The 19,091-nt window shown below is 50.6% G+C and carries 25 protein-coding genes; 23 read left to right on the top strand and 2 right to left on the bottom strand.

Annotated elements, in window-relative coordinates:
- Positions 1-18: 18 nt before the first annotated feature.
- The 13 genes from ACKPVM_RS13975 to ACKPVM_RS13915 all read left to right on the top strand — a co-directional run bounded on the left by ACKPVM_RS13975 (position 19) and on the right by ACKPVM_RS13915 (position 11,998).
- Positions 19-939, top strand: a complete 921-nt coding sequence (locus tag ACKPVM_RS13975) for an ABC transporter permease (RefSeq protein WP_409309871.1) — start codon at positions 19-21, stop codon at positions 937-939.
- A gap of 8 nt (positions 940-947) precedes the next feature.
- On the top strand, positions 948-1,838 hold the full coding sequence (locus ACKPVM_RS13970) for an ABC transporter permease subunit (protein ID WP_409309870.1): 891 nt from the start codon (positions 948-950) through the stop codon (positions 1,836-1,838).
- Between the two features lie 14 nt (positions 1,839-1,852).
- Complete coding sequence (locus ACKPVM_RS13965) at positions 1,853-2,911, top strand: DmpA family aminopeptidase (protein ID WP_409309869.1); 1,059 nt, start codon at positions 1,853-1,855, stop codon at positions 2,909-2,911.
- Between the two features lie 9 nt (positions 2,912-2,920).
- Entirely contained in the window at positions 2,921-3,742 is an 822-nt protein-coding gene (locus ACKPVM_RS13960; protein ID WP_409309867.1) for a M55 family metallopeptidase, read from the top strand.
- Between the two features lie 104 nt (positions 3,743-3,846).
- Positions 3,847-4,809 (top strand): isoaspartyl peptidase/L-asparaginase family protein, encoded by a 963-nt coding sequence (locus ACKPVM_RS13955; RefSeq protein ID WP_409309865.1) that lies wholly within the window; start codon positions 3,847-3,849, stop codon positions 4,807-4,809.
- 189 nt (positions 4,810-4,998) lie between these two features.
- Positions 4,999-6,075, top strand: coding sequence for a dipeptidase (locus ACKPVM_RS13950; protein ID WP_409309864.1), 1,077 nt, complete (start codon positions 4,999-5,001; stop codon positions 6,073-6,075).
- 159 nt (positions 6,076-6,234) lie between these two features.
- Entirely contained in the window at positions 6,235-7,143 is a 909-nt protein-coding gene (locus tag ACKPVM_RS13945; protein ID WP_409310001.1) for a LysR family transcriptional regulator, read from the top strand.
- A 136-nt stretch (positions 7,144-7,279) separates the two neighbouring features.
- A complete protein-coding gene (locus ACKPVM_RS13940) occupies positions 7,280-8,143 on the top strand; it encodes a YicC/YloC family endoribonuclease (protein WP_409309862.1) in 864 nt (287 codons plus the stop codon).
- Between the two features lie 186 nt (positions 8,144-8,329).
- Positions 8,330-9,589 carry a tyrosine-type recombinase/integrase gene (locus ACKPVM_RS13935; RefSeq protein WP_289363353.1) on the top strand — a complete coding sequence of 420 codons (1,260 nt, stop codon included), beginning with the start codon at positions 8,330-8,332 and terminating at the stop codon, positions 9,587-9,589.
- Positions 9,590-9,683: 94 nt separating this feature from the next.
- Positions 9,684-10,637, top strand: coding sequence for a hypothetical protein (locus ACKPVM_RS13930; RefSeq protein WP_289363351.1), 954 nt, complete (start codon positions 9,684-9,686; stop codon positions 10,635-10,637).
- A gap of 109 nt (positions 10,638-10,746) precedes the next feature.
- Positions 10,747-10,965, top strand: a complete 219-nt coding sequence (locus tag ACKPVM_RS13925) for a helix-turn-helix transcriptional regulator (RefSeq protein ID WP_289363349.1) — start codon at positions 10,747-10,749, stop codon at positions 10,963-10,965.
- On the top strand, positions 10,965-11,381 hold the full coding sequence (locus ACKPVM_RS13920; RefSeq protein ID WP_409309861.1) for a PM1773 family protein: 417 nt from the start codon (positions 10,965-10,967) through the stop codon (positions 11,379-11,381). Before ACKPVM_RS13925 ends, ACKPVM_RS13920 begins: the two co-directional genes overlap by 1 nt.
- Before the next feature lie 14 nt (positions 11,382-11,395).
- The gene (locus ACKPVM_RS13915; RefSeq protein WP_409309859.1) at positions 11,396-11,998 is read left to right on the top strand and encodes a BRO-N domain-containing protein; all 603 of its coding nucleotides are present in this window, start codon (positions 11,396-11,398) and stop codon (positions 11,996-11,998) included.
- An 87-nt stretch (positions 11,999-12,085) separates the two neighbouring features.
- Here the strand turns inward: ACKPVM_RS13915 and ACKPVM_RS13910 are convergent, their stop codons facing one another.
- Positions 12,086-12,277 (bottom strand): hypothetical protein, encoded by a 192-nt coding sequence (locus ACKPVM_RS13910; RefSeq protein ID WP_409309857.1) that lies wholly within the window; start codon positions 12,275-12,277, stop codon positions 12,086-12,088.
- Positions 12,278-12,412: 135 nt separating this feature from the next.
- Here ACKPVM_RS13910 and ACKPVM_RS13905 point away from each other — a divergent pair, with 135 nt between their 5' ends.
- From ACKPVM_RS13905 to ACKPVM_RS13880, 6 genes are all read left to right on the top strand, one after another.
- Entirely contained in the window at positions 12,413-12,604 is a 192-nt protein-coding gene (locus tag ACKPVM_RS13905) for a host cell division inhibitor Icd-like protein (protein ID WP_121304314.1), read from the top strand.
- Positions 12,594-12,779 carry a hypothetical protein gene (locus ACKPVM_RS13900; protein WP_409309855.1) on the top strand — a complete coding sequence of 62 codons (186 nt, stop codon included), beginning with the start codon at positions 12,594-12,596 and terminating at the stop codon, positions 12,777-12,779. Before ACKPVM_RS13905 ends, ACKPVM_RS13900 begins: the two co-directional genes overlap by 11 nt.
- Positions 12,780-12,868: 89 nt before the next feature.
- Complete coding sequence (locus tag ACKPVM_RS13895; protein WP_409309854.1) at positions 12,869-13,054, top strand: hypothetical protein; 186 nt, start codon at positions 12,869-12,871, stop codon at positions 13,052-13,054.
- The gene (locus ACKPVM_RS13890; protein ID WP_409309852.1) at positions 13,051-13,248 is read left to right on the top strand and encodes a hypothetical protein; all 198 of its coding nucleotides are present in this window, start codon (positions 13,051-13,053) and stop codon (positions 13,246-13,248) included. Before ACKPVM_RS13895 ends, ACKPVM_RS13890 begins: the two co-directional genes overlap by 4 nt.
- The gene (locus ACKPVM_RS13885) at positions 13,245-13,877 is read left to right on the top strand and encodes a hypothetical protein (protein ID WP_409309850.1); all 633 of its coding nucleotides are present in this window, start codon (positions 13,245-13,247) and stop codon (positions 13,875-13,877) included. The genes ACKPVM_RS13890 and ACKPVM_RS13885 overlap by 4 nt, the downstream gene beginning before the upstream one ends.
- A gap of 10 nt (positions 13,878-13,887) precedes the next feature.
- Positions 13,888-16,593: a DUF927 domain-containing protein gene (locus ACKPVM_RS13880; protein WP_409309848.1), complete on the top strand. Its 2,706-nt coding sequence runs from the start codon at positions 13,888-13,890 to the stop codon at positions 16,591-16,593.
- Positions 16,594-16,639: 46 nt separating this feature from the next.
- Here the strand turns inward: ACKPVM_RS13880 and ACKPVM_RS13875 are convergent, their stop codons facing one another.
- Positions 16,640-16,942, bottom strand: a complete 303-nt coding sequence (locus tag ACKPVM_RS13875; protein ID WP_409309846.1) for a hypothetical protein — start codon at positions 16,940-16,942, stop codon at positions 16,640-16,642.
- A gap of 71 nt (positions 16,943-17,013) precedes the next feature.
- Between ACKPVM_RS13875 and ACKPVM_RS13870 the strand changes: the two genes are divergently transcribed.
- From ACKPVM_RS13870 to ACKPVM_RS13855, 4 genes are all read left to right on the top strand, one after another.
- Positions 17,014-17,829 carry a DUF2971 domain-containing protein gene (locus ACKPVM_RS13870; RefSeq protein ID WP_409309844.1) on the top strand — a complete coding sequence of 272 codons (816 nt, stop codon included), beginning with the start codon at positions 17,014-17,016 and terminating at the stop codon, positions 17,827-17,829.
- Positions 17,830-17,978: 149 nt separating this feature from the next.
- Entirely contained in the window at positions 17,979-18,503 is a 525-nt protein-coding gene (locus ACKPVM_RS13865) for a hypothetical protein (protein ID WP_409309842.1), read from the top strand.
- Positions 18,500-18,784, top strand: coding sequence for a helix-turn-helix transcriptional regulator (locus ACKPVM_RS13860; RefSeq protein WP_409309840.1), 285 nt, complete (start codon positions 18,500-18,502; stop codon positions 18,782-18,784). The genes ACKPVM_RS13865 and ACKPVM_RS13860 overlap by 4 nt, the downstream gene beginning before the upstream one ends.
- A gap of 5 nt (positions 18,785-18,789) precedes the next feature.
- A complete protein-coding gene (locus ACKPVM_RS13855; RefSeq protein ID WP_409309838.1) occupies positions 18,790-19,086 on the top strand; it encodes a bacteriocin in 297 nt (98 codons plus the stop codon).
- Positions 19,087-19,091: the final 5 nt, after the last annotated feature.

Below are 19,091 nucleotides of genomic sequence, written 5' to 3'. Positions count from 1 at the left end.
ACCTGACGGGGAAAGACGATGTTCACCTATATCATCCGTCGATTGCTGGAAACGATACCGGTGTTACTGGTGGTTTCCCTGCTCATTTTCACCTTTATCAAACTTCTGCCAGGCGATCCGGCGTTTATCTACGCCGGTCCAGACGCAACGCCGGAAGCTGTGGAGGCTGCGCGCGAACATCTGGGGCTTAACGATCCCTTACCACAGCAGTACGTACATTGGCTAAACGGCCTGCTACACGGCGATCTCGGCGTCACCTATCGCACCCAGCAACCGGTGCTAGAGGTCATCGAGAAAAGTTTTATGCCTACGCTATGGTTGGCATTAGCAGGGTTCGCCTGGTCGGTAGTGCTCGGGTTAGTGGTAGGCGTTATCGCCGCGCTGAGACGAGGCAAATGGCAGGACTGGTCACTGATGAGCGTCGCCGTGGGGGGGATTTCCATGCCGACATTCTGGCTTGGCCTGCTACTGATTCAGTTTGTCGCCATGCCATTCGGTATTTTTTCCGTCAGCGGCTTTAACCAGCCTTCAGATATCGTTCTGCCAGCACTAACGCTTGGCGCATCGGTCGCGGCTGTCATGGCCCGCTTCACCCGCTCCGCTTTTTTAGAAGTGATGCAGGAAGATTATGTCCGCACCGCACGATCCAAAGGGTTACGCGGGCGGTTAATCGTCTGGAAACACGTATTACGCAATGCGCTTATCCCGGTGATTACCATGCTGGGGTTACAGTTCGGCTTCCTGCTCGGCGGGTCTATCGTCGTGGAAAGTGTGTTCAGTTGGCCGGGACTCGGGCTGCTGCTGATCGAATCCATCAAAACGCAGGACCAACCGGTCATTCAGGCGTTAGTGATGCTGTTCGTGCTGGAATTCATTTTGATTAACCTGCTGGTGGATCTGCTTTACGCAGTGGTCAACCCGGCGATTCGCTTACGTTAGGAGCTGCGATGACGGTTCTTTCTCAATCCAACGAGACCGTGGACAACAACACGATTCGCTCGCCATGGCGTGACTTTATGCTCACCCTGCTGAGCAATCCACTCGCATTGGTATCCGGTGGCTTTATCCTAATACTGATTCTGGTTGCGGTGTTCGCGCCCTTACTGGCGCCATGGGACCCAATGGAGCCAGACTGGATGGCGCTATCTGCGCCCCCCTCAGCCAGCCATTGGATGGGAACGGACGATCTGGGGCGCGATGTACTCAGCCGCATCCTCTATGGCGCACGTATTTCGCTGTACGTTGGTTTGTTCTCCGTCACGCTGGGTATGTTGGTGGGCATTGTCCTCGGATTGCTAGCAGGCTACTACGGCCGTTGGATCGACATGCTGATCATGCGCGGTTGCGATGTGCTGTTTGCTTTTCCCGGCATGCTGCTGGCGATCGCTGTCGTAGCCATTCTGGGGCCGGGGCTAAATAACGTGATCATCGCCGTCGCCGTATTCAGTGTCCCGGTATTTGCACGTATTGTGCGGGCCTCTGCGCTATCCCTGAAGCAAGCGGCATACGTTGAAGCCGTACGCTGCGCTGGCGCGACTGACCGTATCATTCTGCTACGCCATATTTTGCCCGGCACACTATCCAACGTGATTGTCTATTTCACCATGCGTATCGGCACCAGCATTCTCACCGCAGCCGGACTGAGCTTTATTGGTCTGGGGCCGGAACCGGACGTGCCGGAATGGGGAAATATTCTGGCAATGAGCCGCAATATGATGATGGCCGGATTGTGGCACGTCAGCGTCTTTCCCGGTATGGCGATCTTCTTCACGGTGCTGGCTTTCAACCTGCTGGGGGATACGTTGCGCGATACGCTGGACCCGAAACTCAAGCGTTAAGAGATAAAAATAAGATGACTTTCTATCAACAGGCTCAATTACATCACTTGCTGCGACGCTGGCGCGATGAACGGCAAGTGGGTATGCCGCGCTTGCCAAGCGGCCCCAATAACAGTTTATGCGACGTGGTGGGCGTGCGCGTAGGGCACGCTACGCTGGATGCGGGCGAAATACAGACCGGCGTCACTGCGATTCTGCCTCTTGGCGACAATCTGTTTGCCACGCCGCTTCCCTGCGGCGCAGCCGTGCTCAACGGTTTCGCTAAACCCGTCGGGCTTGTGCAAATCACCGAGCTGGGCCGGTTACAGACCCCAATCCTGCTCAGTAACACACTGGCGGTAGGCACACTGTTTACGACTCTGGTACGTGACGCTATTAGCCGGAATCCTGAATTAGGCCGTTCACAACCCACAATCAATCCACTGGCGCTGGAATGCAATGATGGTTTTTTAAACGACATTCAGGCACTGGCCGTAACGGAGACGATGGCATGTGCCGCTTTAGAACAGGCTGCCACATCGTTCGCACGCGGCAGCGTGGGAGCCGGACGCGGTATGAGTTGCTTCGGGCTGAAAGGGGGAATCGGCACCGCTTCACGCCTGATTAATGGCACCAATGCAACGTTAGGTGTTCTGGTGCTAGCCAACTTTGGTGCGCTTTCCGCCCTGACGCTGGACGGCGTTCAGATCGGTTCTGCCATCGCCGATGTGCTCCCGGATTTGGCACCACAACGAGACGCAGGTTCTATCATCATTATCATGGCAACCGATGCACCACTGGACGCTCGCCAACTGGGGCGCATTGCCAAACGCGCCGGAGCAGGGCTGGGGCGTCTCGGCAGTTATTGGGGGCACGGATCTGGCGATATCGCGGTTGCTTTCTCCACCACGCCAACGCCAATTCCCCCCGATGATGCCCAACTGGAACCTTTTTTGTGCGCGGCAGCCGATGCGACAGAACATGCGGTACTGGATGCGATGCTGAATGCTGAGGCCGTGACGGGATTTCGTGGGCATCACCGCACCGCGCTTGGGAAAGTGCTGGATCGTCTGGCTCAGGATTTACCGAATTAAGGATATGAGATGAAAGTGTTTATTTCCGCCGATATCGAAGGTATCGCTGGGGTGATGCGCCCAGAGCAATGTCGCCCTGAAACCGCAGACTATCAGCTTGCCCGTGGATTAATGGAGCAAGAAGTCAATGCCGCGATCGACGGGGCGTTCGCAGGCGGAGCCACCGAGGTGGTAGTGGCAGACAGTCACGCGGCAATGGTCAATCTGCGGGCGGCAAATATAGACGCGCGCGCCCGGTTAGTACAGGGTAAACCTCGAGCGCTTTCCATGGTGGAAGGGCTGGAGCAGCAAGCATTCGACGGCATGATGTTCATCGGCTATCACAGTGCAGCCGGAGAGCACGGCGTGTTATCGCACACGATTAACGGCCGGGCGTTCTACCGCGTGAAGATCAATAATGAAATCATGGGTGAAAGCGATATCTATACCGCCGCAGGCGCAGAATACAATACGCCACTCTGGCTCGTCAGCGGTGACGATACGCTACAGGCATGGATCGCTCGCTATTATCCAACAACGGCGTATGCCTGTGTGAAACGAGCCATTGCGCACACGGCGGCAGAGTCGTTAAGCACAACAGCGGCGCAAAACCTGATTCGTACGACGGCAACGCAGGCAGTGACCGCCGCAAGGCGCGAAAAAACATCACGTCTACAGGCACCTTATCATCTGGAATTGATGGTGACGAAGCCCGTATTGGCCGATCTGTTCACCCTCATTCCCGGCGTTACCCGACAGGATGCGGTCACCGTCAGTTATGATGCGCCAAAAATGGTGGAAATTATCCGCCTGTTAAGTACGTTTTCATATCTGGCAACAACGCAGAACTGAATCCGTCATTTTCGCGTGATAACTATCATTAGTGATAACCATCATGCGTGATAACCATCATGCATCATAAAAAATGAAGCTCGTTTTATACAAAGGAACATGACATGGTCAAACCCGTCATTGTGATCCATGGCGGTGCGGGCGCGTTAACCCGTGCGTCGATGGACGCAGAAACAGAACAGCGCTATCTGAAGGCGTTGACAGAAATTGTCGTCAGTGGACAGAAAATATTGGAACAGGGTGGGAGCGCACTGGATGCCGTGAGCGAGGCCGTCAGGCAACTGGAAGAGTGCCCCCTCTTTAACGCGGGCAAAGGTTCAGTGTTTACTCACGAGGGTACACATGAATTAGACGCCTGCATTATGGACGGTGCAACCCTGAATGCGGGGGCAGTCAGCAGCGTGCGTCACGTCCGTAACCCGGTACTCGCCGCCAGAGCCGTGATGGAAAATGGTCGGCATGTCATGTTTACCGGTGACGGTGCCGAAGCGTTTGCTCGCCAGCATGGGTTGGAAATGGTGGAAACAGACTTCTTTTCCACAGAGAGACGCTGGCAGCAATTACTGCGCGCTCGGTCGGGAGAAGGCAATGTATGGTTGGATCATGATGGTCAGGCTCAGGTGGCTGCAAGCGAACCGCTGGATTCAGACCGTAAGTTCGGCACGGTAGGTGCCGTCGCCTTGGATCACGAGGGCAATCTGGCCGCCGCGACATCAACAGGCGGCATGACGAATAAAATGGCTGGACGGGTCGGCGATTCGCCCATCGTTGGCGCAGGGTGCTATGCCAATAACCAAACGGTAGCGGTTTCCAGCACCGGAAAAGGGGAGGTATTTATGCGTCGGGTCGCAGCATACGATGTTTCCGCACTGATGGAATATGCCGGACTATCGTTGCAGCAGGCGACCGATAAAGTCGTGATGGAAAAACTGCCTGCCTTGGGAGGCAGTGGCGGCATGATTGCGGTCGACCGCGACGGCAATGTTGCCTTGCCATTTAATAGCGAAGGCATGTACCGTGGCTACGGCTACGCCGGGGACGCTCCCTGGGTAGGGATTTATCGCTGATCGTGTCGTGGTAACGTCCCGACCAGACCGATTTTTTGATCGCCAACATACGCTAATGGGGTTAGCTTCAATGCGTGCATTAGGGTATCCATTTTCCCTCTGCGCGGATTTATCCATTTTGGTGCGACATGCCCTAAAACTAAGCAAGCCAACGCCCATTACATTGCATCCAGAGCCTATAATTTAACCATGTCTGACAATGTCTCCCAAAATGTCCAACCCTTCCCTATTTTCGACGGACACAATGACGTCCTGCTGCGCCTGTGGTCTTCCCATCGGGATAATCCGGTAGACGCATTCCTTAACGGCACAGCTTCAGGACACATCGACCTGCCGCGGATTCGTAAGGGTGGATTAGCGGGTGGGCTTTTCGCCGCTTATGTCCCCTCCCCCAAGGACACCACACAATCAGTACCAGAAAATGCAGGGCTCTTTGTTCCTCATGCCACACCAACGATGGAAAACGCCCGCGAGGTCACATTTTCGTTGATTGCAACCCTGCTGCGTATTGAAGCTGAATCCGCCGGACAAGCCAGAATCTGCCGTAGCGTCGCCGATATTCGTCATTGTATGGCACAAGGGATATTAGCGATGGTGATGCATATTGAAGGTGCTGAGGCGCTCGATCCTAGTCTGGAGTTGCTGGATATTTTGTACGCCGCTGGATTACGTACACTGGGCCCAGTCTGGAGTCGTCCAAACATTTTTGGTCAGGGTGTACCTTTCCGCTTCCCTGCCTCACCCGATACTGGTGAAGGACTTACGGCCGCAGGCGAGCGTTTGGTTCGCGCCTGTAACCGCAAGCGCATTATGGTGGATGTCTCACACATGGATGAAAAAGGCTTCTGGCAAACGGCCAAAATCAGTGATGCACCGCTGGTGGCAAGCCACTCGAATGCCCATGCTCTCTGTGCTCAATCACGCAATCTGACGGACAAACAGTTAGCCGCCATCCGAGAAAGCAACGGCTTTGTCGGGGTCAATTTCGGTACACGGTTTTTACGCGAAGATGGAGAAAAAGACCCCAACGCGACGGTAGGAGAAATCGTGCGTCATGTGGAGTATCTGCTGACAACGCTCGGGGAAGATCATGTCGGCTTTGGTTCTGACTTTGACGGCACGATGATCCCACAAGACCTGCACGACGTGGCTGGCTTACCGATATTAATCAATGCGCTTATCGCTCAGGGATACGATCGTCCACTATTGGAAAAAATCTGCTACGGCAATTGGCTGAGAGTTTTAGCCTCCACCTGGGGGGCATAAGCCGCAGGAAACGGTAAGGCGAGAATCAGCAGTACTATTTTCAACGGTACTATTTGTCAACGGTACTATTTGTCAACGGTACTGTTGTCAGCAGTACTATTCGTATGGCGTGGATATTGCATAGCTTACCTGACGACCCACGACACAGGAGCAGGCATGATGCGCTTACGCCATATCGAAATCTTTCAGGCCATTGTTCAAGCTGGCACGATCAGCGGTGCCGCACGTCTGCTCAATGTTTCTCAACCTAATGTCAGCCGGGTACTTAACCACGCGGAGCAGCAACTAGGATTTGCTTTATTTGAACGACATGCCCAGGGTATGGTGGTCACGCTTGAAGGTCGTCGCTTAATCCCTAAAGTGCAAGAGCTATTCAGCCAGCTACAGAACATTAGTTTGCTGACGGAACAGCTCAAAACGGGGAAGGAATCATCGGTTCGTATGGGAGCCGCTCATGCGTTTGGACAGATGATTGTCGCCCCTACGCTGGTTGAATTTCATAAGCAGGCCATGCGGGTCAATGTCGAACTGGTGACAGAACATTTCAGTACGCTATGCCAAAACATCCTGCAAAATCAGCTCGATTTTGCACTCATATTCGGGCAGCAAGTGCCTTCAGATCTATTGGCCGAACCATTATTCCAATCGTCTATGGTTGCACTGCTTCCTCAAAATAGTCCGGTAAACGGCCCGGTATCGTTGGAGTGGCTATGTCGCAACAACCTGTTAATGATGCAGCCACAGGACCCGCTCGGGCAGGTACTGCATCGTGCATTGCGCAACAAAGCGCTGAAACCCACCACCTCATTGTGCATTAAAACCTATTCCGTCATTGCTGATATGGTATTGGCTGGCGGAGGCGTGGGCGTAGTCGATCTCTTTACCGCCTGTCGTTACGCTAATCAACTTAAGATCGTCCCCATTGACCAGTTCCTGCCATTTGAAGTGACCCTGATTAGCCGTCGAGATAATCCTCAATCACGGGCCACGTTGCAGTTAAAACAGATGATGAAAAATAAATGCTGGGAAATCGCCCGCCAAAACGAAGCGCTGCTGCATGCCGCATAGACGATAAGCAAGTCCAATCATTTACATACATAAAACCATGCCTCCGACCCCGACGGTATGGCGGTGGATTTTTCCTACCTTGTCCCAATACTCGACGCTATAATCCTTACATCATTTGCTCTACAGGTATGCCTCAATGATTCGCAGCATGACCGCTTACGCCCGGCGAGAACTCAAGGGTGACTGGGGAAGCGCAGCCTGGGAACTGCGTTCTGTTAACCAGCGCTATCTGGAAACCTATATCCGTTTACCAGAACAATTCCGCAGTCTGGAACCTGTTATCCGCGATCGGATCCGCACCCGCTTAACCCGTGGCAAGGTTGAATGCAATCTGCGTTTTGATCTGGACCCACGAGCACAAAGCTCGCTGATTTTAAATGAAAATTTGGCAAAACAGTTAGTGAGCGCCGCTAATTGGGTAAAAATGCAGAGCGATGAAGGAGAAATCAATCCGGTCGATATTCTACGCTGGCCCGGCGTGATGGCTGCGGAAGAACAGGATCTGGATGCGATTAGCGCCGAGTTGTTACAAGGGCTGGATCGTTCGCTGGATGACTTCATCGCCGCACGGGAAAGCGAAGGCAATGCGCTGAAAGCGCTGATCGAACAACGTCTAGCCGGCGTCAGTGCCGAAGTTCTCAAGGTTCGGGCCCATATGCCGAACATTCTACAATGGCAGCGTGAACGCTTGCTAAGTAAGCTGGAAGAAGCCCAGGTACAGTTGGAAAATAACCGACTGGAGCAAGAACTGGTGATTCTGGCACAGCGCGTCGATGTCGCAGAAGAATTAGACAGACTTGAAGCCCACGTAGCTGAAACCTACAAAATTCTGAAAAAAGAAGAAGCCGTTGGCCGACGTCTGGATTTCATGATGCAGGAATTCAACCGCGAATCGAACACGCTGGCCTCGAAATCCATCAACGCCGACGTCACTGCTTCAGCAATTGAACTAAAGGTTCTGATTGAGCAGATGAGGGAGCAGATTCAGAATATCGAATAAGGTTTCACGAGAAATCACCCGCAATCAAAAAACCAAGAAGCCTGCGACATTGCAGGCTTTTTTGTTATCATGGGCTATCATGAAGAAGCAACAAAGCGCATGATTACCGTGTACACCTGGGTGTACCCCTAGAGAGAAGGTGTGCATAGTTAGGTGTACACCGCTATTTGAGATTCAGGCGACACAATGGCAAAGCTCACAGATATGCAGATACGGGCATGGATAAAAGCTGGAGAACGGTTTGAGGGGCGCTCGGACGGCAACGGGCTTTATCTTTCCTATCGAGAAAACTATCAAACTCCTGTTTGGCGCTTCCGGTACAAGTTCGCTGGCAAGTCACGAGTAATGATGATCGGCTCCTACGCTGAGCTATCGTTATCAAAAGCACGGGAGACAACTAAAGAACTTTCTGCCCGTGTTGCTCTGGGTTATGACGTGGCCGGAGAGAAGCAAGAACGCAAATCCGAAGCACTGGAGAAGATGGAGCAGGAGAAACACGCGCTGAAAGTATCAGCATTGGCCGCTGAATACTTTGAACGTCAGATTTTGCCCCGCTGGAAACATCCCGATATTTTGCGCCGCCGTATCGACAAGGACATAAACCCTTGCATTGGTCACATGAAGGTCGAGGACGTTAAACCGCGCCATATTGATGACATGCTAAAAGGCATCGTCGATCGCGGAGCGCCAACCATAGCAACGGACGTTCTGCGCTGGACACGTCGCATATTCGACTATGGGATTAAACGGCACGCTTTAGAAATAAACCCGTGTTCAGCCTTTGAAGTATCAGACGCAGGCGGCAAAGAGGTAGCTCGTGAGCGATGGCTCACCCGCGATGAGCTTATCCAACTGTTTCAGGCTATGCGGAAAGCAAAGGGATTCAGCCGCCAGAATGAGCTTACCTTTAAATTATTGCTGACATTGTGTGTGCGCAAAATGGAACTGTGCGCAGCACGTTGGGAAGAATTCGATTTAGATGGCGCTATCTGGCATTTACCAGAAGAACGCAGCAAAAATGGCGATCCAATAGATATTCCCCTTCCTCCACCAGCGCTTGAATGGTTGAGAGAACTTCATTCGTTTTCGTGTAATAGCGCATGGGTTCTTCCAGCCAGAAAGATGCAAAACCGCATGATCCCGCATATTCAGGAAAGCACACTACCCGTCGCGCTGGTGAAAGTACGGGCGGCAATGCCTGAAGTGCCTAATTTCACTATTCACGATTTCCGGCGCACAGCACGCACTCATCTGGCCGCGTTAGGCGTTGATCCCGTGGTGGCTGAACGTTGCCTGAATCACCGGATAAAAGGCGTTGAGGGAATTTATAACCGTTACCAGTATTTCGACGAACGCAAGGCGGCATTAACTCTGTGGGCTAACCTGCTGGTGGCTCTGGAACATGGCGAAGATTACAACGTGATGCCTATCAGAAAGGCAAATTAACCGAACAGATTGAGCCTAACTCGACGGGGTGAAAAGCGGGAAGCCTTACCGCCTGGCTCAATCATTTTTTAAGGTAAGATGCTGAAGGTGGCATATGTCTGACACTACAAAAATACCGTTTTCATTCTGCCGTATAAAAAGAGCTGCTGACTTTTTAGATGTTAGCACTGATGATTTACTAAGCCTTGCTGTATCGGAGAAAATAACTCTATGTGTTAGGCTGGACGGTTTACAATCAGTCCTCTGGGTTGAGGGTAATCCTACTCAACTTAGCGATTGGTATTTATCTTTAAGCGCTAACAGCAGTACGCTAGCATTTGCCCACAACATATCAAAATATACATCTTTCGCTATTGACCGAATGTCTTACGACGAAGAAAACGATGATACCATCTTCCACCCGTGGTTCTATCAGTTTCAACAGGCAGACGGGAATATTTCCATTGATAAATCACAAAGCCATCAAGGTAGAGCCTTTGGCTTGTGGGTTCCCCAACTACCAGTAATAAACTCGATATTGAACTACGGGAAATCTTCTCTTTTGTGGGGTTCTTTAGGCCTTTATCTTACTGACGAAAGTACCCCCGCTCTATGTTTAATTCCTTTGTTACCTAATCATGACGATGTTTGCGATAGTGAAGAAGATGAAAATTATGAAGAGCAATATCCTGATATTGAAATAACTGAAAATGACTTATGGATAACCTCTGAACAAGTAAGAGAATTGCTAAAACATAATGGTGATTACAGTGATCTTCCAAGTAGTGCTTTGCGTGGGGTTTCCCCCACCCCTAATTTGATGCAGGAAATAAAAAAGGCTCATCACATTGCAGAGCATCACGCAACAAATAGAGAAAAACTATTCAAATCCGCTATATATTTACTATCAAAATATCCAGATAAATGCCGTGGTGAGAGAAAGGAAATAAGCCCAGAAAAATGGAAAGATTGCATTCTCGATCATAAAGGTGAGATACCACCGTTAACTATTAATAACGAAGATGTAATTCTGAGACATTTAAGGTCTGCCACTAACGGCAAGGTGTAGAGTAACTTAATTGTACAGGTACAGTAACCTTACTGTGCCTTATCTTCATTCCATTGAAACGCTAACTTTCCCCATAACATCACCAGCTATCACAGGAGTTATGGGGCTTATGACAGCACACCAAGCAGCGCAATCAGCTATCCCAACCACTGGATACATTCGACGTTTCCGCATGCCGGAATTGTTGGGTGTATCCATGCCAACCATCGATCGCTGGGTGAAAAACGGCACATTGCCGCGCCCAGTGAAACTCACCGATAACGTGACCGCATTTGATGCGGTAGAGATTAATCGCTGGCTGGCAGAACGCAGGGGAAAGGTGGCTTGATGGAAAAGAAAAACCGCCCATTACAGGCGGCCAGTCAGAAAGGTAACGTTTCTGATCATACCGCCAGCATATCCATTAAACCAGTACCAAAAAAACATCGAGCACGGGTTTTCATGCTGCGTTCCGGCGCTGGTGGCTTTACTGAGAATGATATTCTCCGCCATTGCCACCTTTCTTCTGGCCGGAATTACGCTACGGAATTAGAACGCCTGCTTGATATTCGGTTAGAGCGTATTGATGAACCAAACGCAGACGGGATCGGCAGTCACTATCGTTATCGGTTTGCAAAGCGTGATGATATTTCCCGTGTCATTCGATTGGTAAATACCAACGCCGATATTAACGGCCACCAGCGGCTTACCCAGCAAGAAATTAACTATATCCTGAGCCTGTACCCGGATTACGCCGCCAGCTAACGGAGCCTGATTTTATGACATCAAAAAATAATGACCTTAACGGTCAGGGATTCGCTCACCCTGAAAACAGCCAGAGCGATATTTTCAGAGCGGGTGAACAGGATATTTCTGTTATTAAATTTGAAGGTACAGAAGTGCGAGTGGTGAATATTTCTGGTGAACCGTGGTTTGTGGCGAAAGATGTTTGCCAGGCATTGCAGATAATCGATCACAAGGTTCCACTACGGCGGCTTGGTGAGCATGAAAAGGTGGGGTACTCAGTACCCACCCTTGGCGGTATGCAGAAGATGGCGATTGTTTCAGAGTCAGGCTTCTACAAACTCATTGCTCGCAGCCGTAAGGCTTCCGTTGAGGGAACGGCAGCCTATCGCTTTAGTGAATGGGTATTTGGTGAGGTTATCCCGTCCATTCGTAAAACAGGCTCTTACGGTGTGCCGTGGGCATTTCTGAATGACTTCACGCAACGTAAACAATCCTACCTCAAGCAGGCCAGTAAGAAAGGCCGCGATCTGCAAGCCTGTAAACAGCAGAAGCAACGCTTAAACGCAGAAGAAGAACAGCTATGGCGTGATTACCAACCAGCTTTACCACTAGCGGGAGGTAGCGATCATGAGTAATTACCAGTATCCCATCGAATCTGCATACACTGTATGTGAGAAGCGCCAGCATTGTTTATCTGGCGTAATTGCACGTTCGCCAAAGGATCAGCCTTTAGGTTCAATGCCGAGGCGCTTTAGTTCCTCACGTCCCAGCGTTTTAAGCCAGTTAGCTAGACTCATTCCAGCATCTATAGCAGCAACCTCAAATTGCTCCTTAAGTTCAGGCGTAATACGGATTTGGAACGTTGGAGACCATCCCGCACCTTTCGGGCTTTTATCGCGTTTTATCGTTGACACGTACGTACGTAACCTCATAGTATGTTATTCATTACGTACGTACATTAACATGCGTAATAGCAAAAACCAAACGCCCCCGATCAGTGCTACCAACACCGAACGAGGGCTAACCACAATGTTATCGGAGCTAACACTATGGCTGATATCCAGTCTACCCAAACTCACCCCAAATTTATATGGCGCTTTCTGGCGCTGGGTATGTCGTCTCACCGCATTATTCGCATTGTTGCCACCACCGAACGCGAAGCGCGGGAAAAATCCCCTGCTGGTTGTGTCATGGTTTTCGCTGGTCGCTTACCCGTTCAGGAGGTGCGCTATGTTCGATAACACCCCATTAGAACTGGAAGAAATCATCGACCAATGCCGCGCACTGGCCTACGCCGCGGTTAACACCAATGAACCAGAGGCGCGTGAAATCCTGCTGTTCATCCTGCAGGAGCGTATCGATCACCTGTACCGCACCAGCCAGGTAGAAAAAAATGAGGTGGCTCATGGCGCATAACCATTCTTTGGCACAGGCACCCCAGCAAGCCGACTATCTGGGCGTTCTGCTGATACGCCTTGAAGAACAGAAACAGCGAGGCCAAAACCATGAATAACGCGATTCCACTGGATTTGGCCGCCTTCCGTGCGGGGCAAGTTTCTGTCCTGCTTCACGTCATTCTGGACATGGTGGAGAAAGAACATCTTTCCCCTCAGCTATCCGGACTTATCGGAATCGTCAGCGATATTCACGCAGAGATCCGCAAATCACTGGAACGGGAGGCAGATAAATGAATGAAGCTGAGGGCAAATTATTCATGTTGCGCGGCCTTATTGATCTTATGACTTGTTGCGACGATTCAACCGAACTTGACACGCTCCGCAACGTCGCCTTAACCGCACTCGTGATAGTGGATGAAATCAATGACGCATATTGCCGTGAATGTGCCAGCGATAAACACAAAAAAGCTAAGGGAGCTGTAGCGTGAACAACATCATTTCCTTACCTACACAGCCGGAACAGGAACGCGCCCCGTATATCGATGTTTCTCCTGATGGCGTTTGTCTGATTGCGCTGGACGATGAAGGCGAATACTACGTATCAACGTGCCACCCGTTTGATTATGCCCTTTCCAACCTGAATCGCGGCCATTATGACCATGACTTATTGAATGGGCTGCGAGTGCTTCATGCACTGGCAAAGGCTGAAGCGAAAGGCTATTTCCAGCCCAATGATCAGCAAAATTTAGAAATGTGGCGCTGGCTGGTGGCTTACGAATTCATAAGGGAACAGCGGCGGATCAACGGTGCGCACAGTGCCACAGACAACGGCAGCAATAACGGGGCTATTTATCAGGGAAAACACGGCACCATGTATGTTTATCCTGATACGGAACGCTTTGCGATGGCGAACAATATCGAGGGCGCATTGATCGGGAAATTTGGCCGCGAACAAGGTACTAAAAACGCCACCCTGTTCTATCAATGGATGCTCAATCATCAAAGCACAGAGCCTGAGTTGTCCGACGTGGGACGGCAGACGCTGGCGGACATGCATGATGAATTTATTCAGATGCGCAATAACGGGGCGCTACCACTCACACCAACGGCGCACTGAGGGCAAATGAATGCGTAATATCGATTTTATCCGCAAGGTATCCGCCGCTGCTACTGGTCGCTGGCCTGATGTACTTTCCCTGTTGGGGATCGAGGTTCCCCGTCACCCGACAACGCTAACCCCTTGTCCGGCCTGTGGCGGCACCGACCGCTTTCAGTTCGATAATCTGGAAGGGCGCGGGACATGGCATTGCCGTCACTGTGATCCGGAAGCCGGTGATGGATTGGCGTTGGTGATGAACGTTCGCCACTGTGCCGCAATGGACGCCGCGCAACTGGTAGCCGAAACGCTGGGTATTGATGCCCGAACAGGAGAACAGGCCACCAGCCAAAGCGAACCCACGCGACCGCTTACGGGGAATAATCTGCGTTCCAATACGGAGAAAGCGCAGAGCTTTATCAAGCGACTGGCGAAACTGACCGCTCAAACGCAATCAGGAGAATCGTCTTATCTGGCTGGAAAAGGGTTAACCGGCTTTTCTTATCCGCTGCTGCCTGATGGCTCCCTGCTACTGGCGCTACAGGACGAGAACGGCACTACCACCGCCGCACAGACGATAAAGCCCGATGGCAGTAAGCGACTGGTGACGGATTCCGCCAAACGTGGTGCGTATCACGCTGTCAACGCACCGGAACAGCCCGATAAGGTGGTGATCGCCGAAGGATTGGCGACCGCATTAAGTGCTCACCTGATACGCCCTGATGCGTTGACCGTCGCCGCTATCGACGCAGGCAACATGGTGTCAGTAGCAAAAACGATGCGTGCTCTGTATCCCAGTGCGCAAATCATCCTTGCCGCTGATAACGACATCGTGGCGGGTAAGCCGAATGTGGGGAAAGACTGGGCAGAGAAAGCCGCCCGTGAAGTGAACGGCTGGGTAACATTGCCGCCCACCAGCAAAAAGGCCGACTGGGACGATTACCGCCAGCAACACGGGCTGGCAGCGGCTACACAGGCGTTTACCGAATCGCTGTATCAGCTACAGGCCGATGTTCCGGCTGACGACAAACGGAACCTTGACGACCCATTAAAGCCGCGTGTTGAGAGCCGCAAAGAGGGCGTTTTCTGGATCACGCCCAAAGTGGATAAGGTCAGCGGCGAGGTGATCAACAACGAAAGCTGGCTATGCTCCCCGCTGGAAGTGATCGGCTGTGGACGTGACGACAGCGATCAGTTCCTGATACTGCGCTGGCATGTTGCTGGGCGTAAAACGCCTGTCACCGCTGGGTTACCGCTGGCCGATATAGGCGAACGCGAGGGATGGCGCACGTTGAAAGCAGGTGGCGTGACCGTGACAACAAAAACCTTTTTACGCGCCATTCTGGCCGACTGGTTACAGAATCAGGGGAAAGCCGAACTCTGGCAAATCAGCCACACCACTGGCTGGCAATGTGGCGCTTACATCATGCCAGATGGGGATATCATTGGTTCACCGCTTCAGCCCGTCTTATTTCGGGGGCGCAGTGCTGCCGCTAGCGGCTATGCGGTTAAAGGATCGGCCGCAAGCTGGCGCGACAACATAGCCCAACTGGCACAGGGTAACCCTTCCATGATGACCGCGATCGCTGCCGCCTTAGCCGCGCCATTAATCGGCCTGTCTGAATCAGACGGTTTCGGCCTGCATTTCTATGAACAATCCAGCGCAGGGAAAACGACCACCGCCAATGTTGCAACCAGTCTTTACGGTGACCCCGACGCGCTAAAACTCACTTGGTACGGCACCGCGCTGGGGATTGCTAACGAAGCCGAAGCACACAATGACGGCCTGCTGCCACTCGATGAGGTGGGACAAGGCAGTGATGCGCGTTCTGTCTCCACCTCTGCCTATACGCTGTTTAATGGAGTCGGTAAGTTGCAAGGCGCACGGGAAGGCGGCAACCGTGAGCTAAAACGATGGCGCACGGTGGCGATCAGCACGGGAGAAATGGACATGGAAACCTTTCTGACCAGCGCAGGCATAAAGTCCAAAGCGGGTCAGTTAGTGCGCTTACTCAATCTACCGCTTGAAAAGGCGCAGCAGTTCCACGGACACAAGAGCGGCAAAGACCATGCCGACGCGCTGAAAGCCGCTTATCGCGACAATCACGGCGCGGCTGGACGTGAATGGATACGTTACCTTGCCCACCACCAGAAAGAGGCGATACAGGCCGTCAGAGAGGCTGAAAACCGCTGGCGTTCACTTATCCCCTCTAACTACGGTGAACAGGTTCACCGTGTAGCAGAACGTTTCGCCATTCTGGAAGCGGCGTTGCTGGTGGGGAGAACGATCACAGGATGGAATGAACAGGAATGTCGTGACGCCATACAGCACAGCTTTAATGCCTGGTTGCGGGAGTTTGGCACCGGAAACAAAGAACATCGGCAAATTGTCGAACAATGCGAAGCGTTCCTGAATGCATATGGCCTGAGTCGATTCGCTCCGTTTCCTTACGACCCTACCAGCCTGCCTATTAGGGATTTGGCCGGATACCGTGACGACAGAGGTAAGCATGATGATGCGCCGATGATTTTCTATACCTTCCCTGCGGCATTTGAGGGCGAGATAGCCAAAGGGTTTAATGCGAAGCAATTCGCTGAGGTACTGAAAACCACAGGGATGTTGACCCCGCCCACCAGCGGCAGAGGTTTTCAGCGTAAATCCCCCCGTATTGATGGGCGACAGTTTAACGTGTACGTGATCCACTACATGCCAGAGGAAGACGCTACGCAGGAATAATCCCCTACGTGCGAGAAAAGGTGTTGGTTCAGCCAGTTCAGTTGGTTCAATTTATTAATTGCATTGTTTTATAAGGAAAATATTTTCTATTTTGAACCAACACTGAACCAACAAACGGGCTGTTTGAACCAACACGGCAATCTATCCGGTTATTTTCTGGCTGGACGGGTGAACCAACAAAAATCACCGCTGAACCAACGCAATAAGGGCTATGTTGGTTCACATAAATCCAGTGCTGGCGCGGCTTAGCAACCCGTGAACCAACTGAACCAACCGAACTGACACATTTCTGCTGATCTATAGATATTTTTTCGGTAAAGTGTTTGAAGAAAACACGTGTAATTAACAAAAACAAACCATTAGCAATAAATATAATTTAGCTTTTACAATTAATTATTAAATAATAAAAAGGAAAATCACATGGCAATTATTTATCATTATTGTAGCCCTGAGACATTTCATAAAATCATTGAAAACAAAACGCTATGGCTTTCTGCAACCAATAATATGAATGATTTTTCTGAGGGGAAATGGGTTGAAAATGCGCTTGCTGAAGTTCTCAATGAAATTATGAGCGATGAGAATAAAGAATGGTGTAATGAATTATGGAATACTATGGTTAGTAATAATAAACCAACCTATGTGGCTTGTTTTTCTAAGGATGGTGATATTTTGAGTCAATGGAGAGCATACGCTCAGGATGGAGAAGGTGTTGCTATAGGTTTTGATGAGGAATGTTTTGATTTAAAAACCGGAATGATAGCATTCCGTACTGATGTTAAAGAATCGATGAAAATAAATGAAATAGAATATATTAATGACAACGATATAAAATTAAGAATACAGAAAATTCTTAATGAGGATGGTAATGTAAATAAATCCTGGACTATCAATAAATTAGTAGTGAACTTAACCTCCTTAGCTGCTACAACTAAATCCCCAGCGTTCAAAGAAGAAAAAGAAAAGAGAATAATATATAAGCCACTCATGTTGTTTGGTGAAGTTAAGGGGTTTAAGGAAATTGACTTATCATTAGAGCATGGTTATAAAATAAAGCATAGAATATCAAATGGTTATTTGACGTCATATTTTGAATTCCAATTTAAGACTGAATCCATAAAAGAAATAATACTAGGTCCTAAAAACAAATTCTCTCAATATGACATGGGGGTATTCATGCACTCTAATAAATTAGGGAAAACAAAAATTAAACAGAGTAAAGCAACTTACAGGTAGCAGTTGCTTTATATAAAAACATGCGCTAATTTACGGAAAGATACCGGAGTATGGCTTAAACCCCACTCCGGTATTTTTTTGCCAAAAATCTGCCATAACACCCAAGCCTGCATGGTTCGCCCAGCAGGCTTTTTTAATGGATAAATACAATGGAACCCAACGAATTAGTCGAAGCGCTGCGCGAAGAAGAAAAGCATCAAGAAGAGCAAGAAGCCACGTTTGGTGGTACTGGCCTGAATATTGTCTACATCGGTGATAAACCGGAAAAGCGCATTGATTATAAGGGGCGTAAGTTTGTGTTTCGTCAATCTACCCCTGCCGATGTGCCTCCCGTTGTTGCTGAGTATTTACTGGATAACTTCCCCCACATGTTTGCCATGCCAGAAGAAGCCAAGCGTAAGACCGCACAGGTAGAAGAGGCCGAACGCCAGCGGCAGATTATTGCTGACTATCGCCGCAGGCAAGAGTTAGCAAAGCAGCAGGCCGACACCGCCGCAAATAGCTTTGTGGTGAAAATCGGTAATGATGATATCGATCTGGCAAAGCTCAACAGTTACCAGTTGCGTGAGCTAGCAGAAGAAAATGGCGTCAATACCTACTCCCTTTCCCCTAACCCCAACGATATGCGCCGCTATCTGGTCGATCACTTCAATCAACGGAACATGCAGGTATGAGCGAGAAAGTATTACGTGAAAAAGCGGTGTGTGAAAAGGTTGGAATTAACCGAATTACGCTACGCCACATGTGGGAAAACGACCAATTCCCCGCGCCGTTCAGCATCACCGGAAGCCGTGCCATTGGCTGGCGTGAAGTTGATATCGACGAGTGGATCGTCAAACAGTCCAGAGCGAAACGCCGTGCGGCGGTGATCGCTCGTCGAGTGATGGAAAAGCCAGAACCAACCCTGCAAGAAGCGGTGGATATGCTGGCACAACCTCTTTTTGAACCGGAGTAAACACGATGTCATACGGCTTAATTGATATTGCGGCACAAACCCGTCAGCAAGGCTTACAAGGTATGCAACAAGCGGCAGAACTTGATCAGCAGCGAGAAGCGGCTAACGAACAACTCAAAACTCAACAAAAAATGGCAGCCAATCAGATGAAGGGCACGATGGCCGGAACGGGGGCTGCTGTGGGGGCATCCGTTGCGGCTTCATCTGCAACGATGGGGGCGACTTATGGGTCATGGGCTGGTCCTATCGGTATCGGTGTTGGTGCGGCCGTGGGGTACCTCGCGGGTTCATTATTTTCATAATTGGA

Origin of the sequence: Pectobacterium hainanensis, from assembly GCF_046237015.1 — a bacterium.
Classification (GTDB): domain Bacteria; phylum Pseudomonadota; class Gammaproteobacteria; order Enterobacterales; family Enterobacteriaceae; genus JBJYIN01.
Note: the sequence above shows the minus strand (reverse complement) of the source record. Positions and strands in the feature narration are given on the sequence as shown.

Coding starts and splice junctions, on each gene's coding strand:
- ACKPVM_RS13975 (WP_409309871.1), top strand. CDS start 19: ATGTTCACCTATATCATCCGTCGATTGCTGGAAACGATACCGGTGTTA.
- ACKPVM_RS13970 (WP_409309870.1), top strand. CDS start 948: ATGACGGTTCTTTCTCAATCCAACGAGACCGTGGACAACAACACGATT.
- ACKPVM_RS13965 (WP_409309869.1), top strand. CDS start 1,853: ATGACTTTCTATCAACAGGCTCAATTACATCACTTGCTGCGACGCTGG.
- ACKPVM_RS13960 (WP_409309867.1), top strand. CDS start 2,921: ATGAAAGTGTTTATTTCCGCCGATATCGAAGGTATCGCTGGGGTGATG.
- ACKPVM_RS13955 (WP_409309865.1), top strand. CDS start 3,847: ATGGTCAAACCCGTCATTGTGATCCATGGCGGTGCGGGCGCGTTAACC.
- ACKPVM_RS13950 (WP_409309864.1), top strand. CDS start 4,999: ATGTCTGACAATGTCTCCCAAAATGTCCAACCCTTCCCTATTTTCGAC.
- ACKPVM_RS13945 (WP_409310001.1), top strand. CDS start 6,235: ATGCGCTTACGCCATATCGAAATCTTTCAGGCCATTGTTCAAGCTGGC.
- ACKPVM_RS13940 (WP_409309862.1), top strand. CDS start 7,280: ATGATTCGCAGCATGACCGCTTACGCCCGGCGAGAACTCAAGGGTGAC.
- ACKPVM_RS13935 (WP_289363353.1), top strand. CDS start 8,330: ATGGCAAAGCTCACAGATATGCAGATACGGGCATGGATAAAAGCTGGA.
- ACKPVM_RS13930 (WP_289363351.1), top strand. CDS start 9,684: ATGTCTGACACTACAAAAATACCGTTTTCATTCTGCCGTATAAAAAGA.
- ACKPVM_RS13925 (WP_289363349.1), top strand. CDS start 10,747: ATGACAGCACACCAAGCAGCGCAATCAGCTATCCCAACCACTGGATAC.
- ACKPVM_RS13920 (WP_409309861.1), top strand. CDS start 10,965: ATGGAAAAGAAAAACCGCCCATTACAGGCGGCCAGTCAGAAAGGTAAC.
- ACKPVM_RS13915 (WP_409309859.1), top strand. CDS start 11,396: ATGACATCAAAAAATAATGACCTTAACGGTCAGGGATTCGCTCACCCT.
- ACKPVM_RS13905 (WP_121304314.1), top strand. CDS start 12,413: ATGGCTGATATCCAGTCTACCCAAACTCACCCCAAATTTATATGGCGC.
- ACKPVM_RS13900 (WP_409309855.1), top strand. CDS start 12,594: ATGTTCGATAACACCCCATTAGAACTGGAAGAAATCATCGACCAATGC.
- ACKPVM_RS13895 (WP_409309854.1), top strand. CDS start 12,869: ATGAATAACGCGATTCCACTGGATTTGGCCGCCTTCCGTGCGGGGCAA.
- ACKPVM_RS13890 (WP_409309852.1), top strand. CDS start 13,051: ATGAATGAAGCTGAGGGCAAATTATTCATGTTGCGCGGCCTTATTGAT.
- ACKPVM_RS13880 (WP_409309848.1), top strand. CDS start 13,888: ATGCGTAATATCGATTTTATCCGCAAGGTATCCGCCGCTGCTACTGGT.
- ACKPVM_RS13870 (WP_409309844.1), top strand. CDS start 17,014: ATGGCAATTATTTATCATTATTGTAGCCCTGAGACATTTCATAAAATC.
- ACKPVM_RS13865 (WP_409309842.1), top strand. CDS start 17,979: ATGGAACCCAACGAATTAGTCGAAGCGCTGCGCGAAGAAGAAAAGCAT.
- ACKPVM_RS13860 (WP_409309840.1), top strand. CDS start 18,500: ATGAGCGAGAAAGTATTACGTGAAAAAGCGGTGTGTGAAAAGGTTGGA.
- ACKPVM_RS13855 (WP_409309838.1), top strand. CDS start 18,790: ATGTCATACGGCTTAATTGATATTGCGGCACAAACCCGTCAGCAAGGC.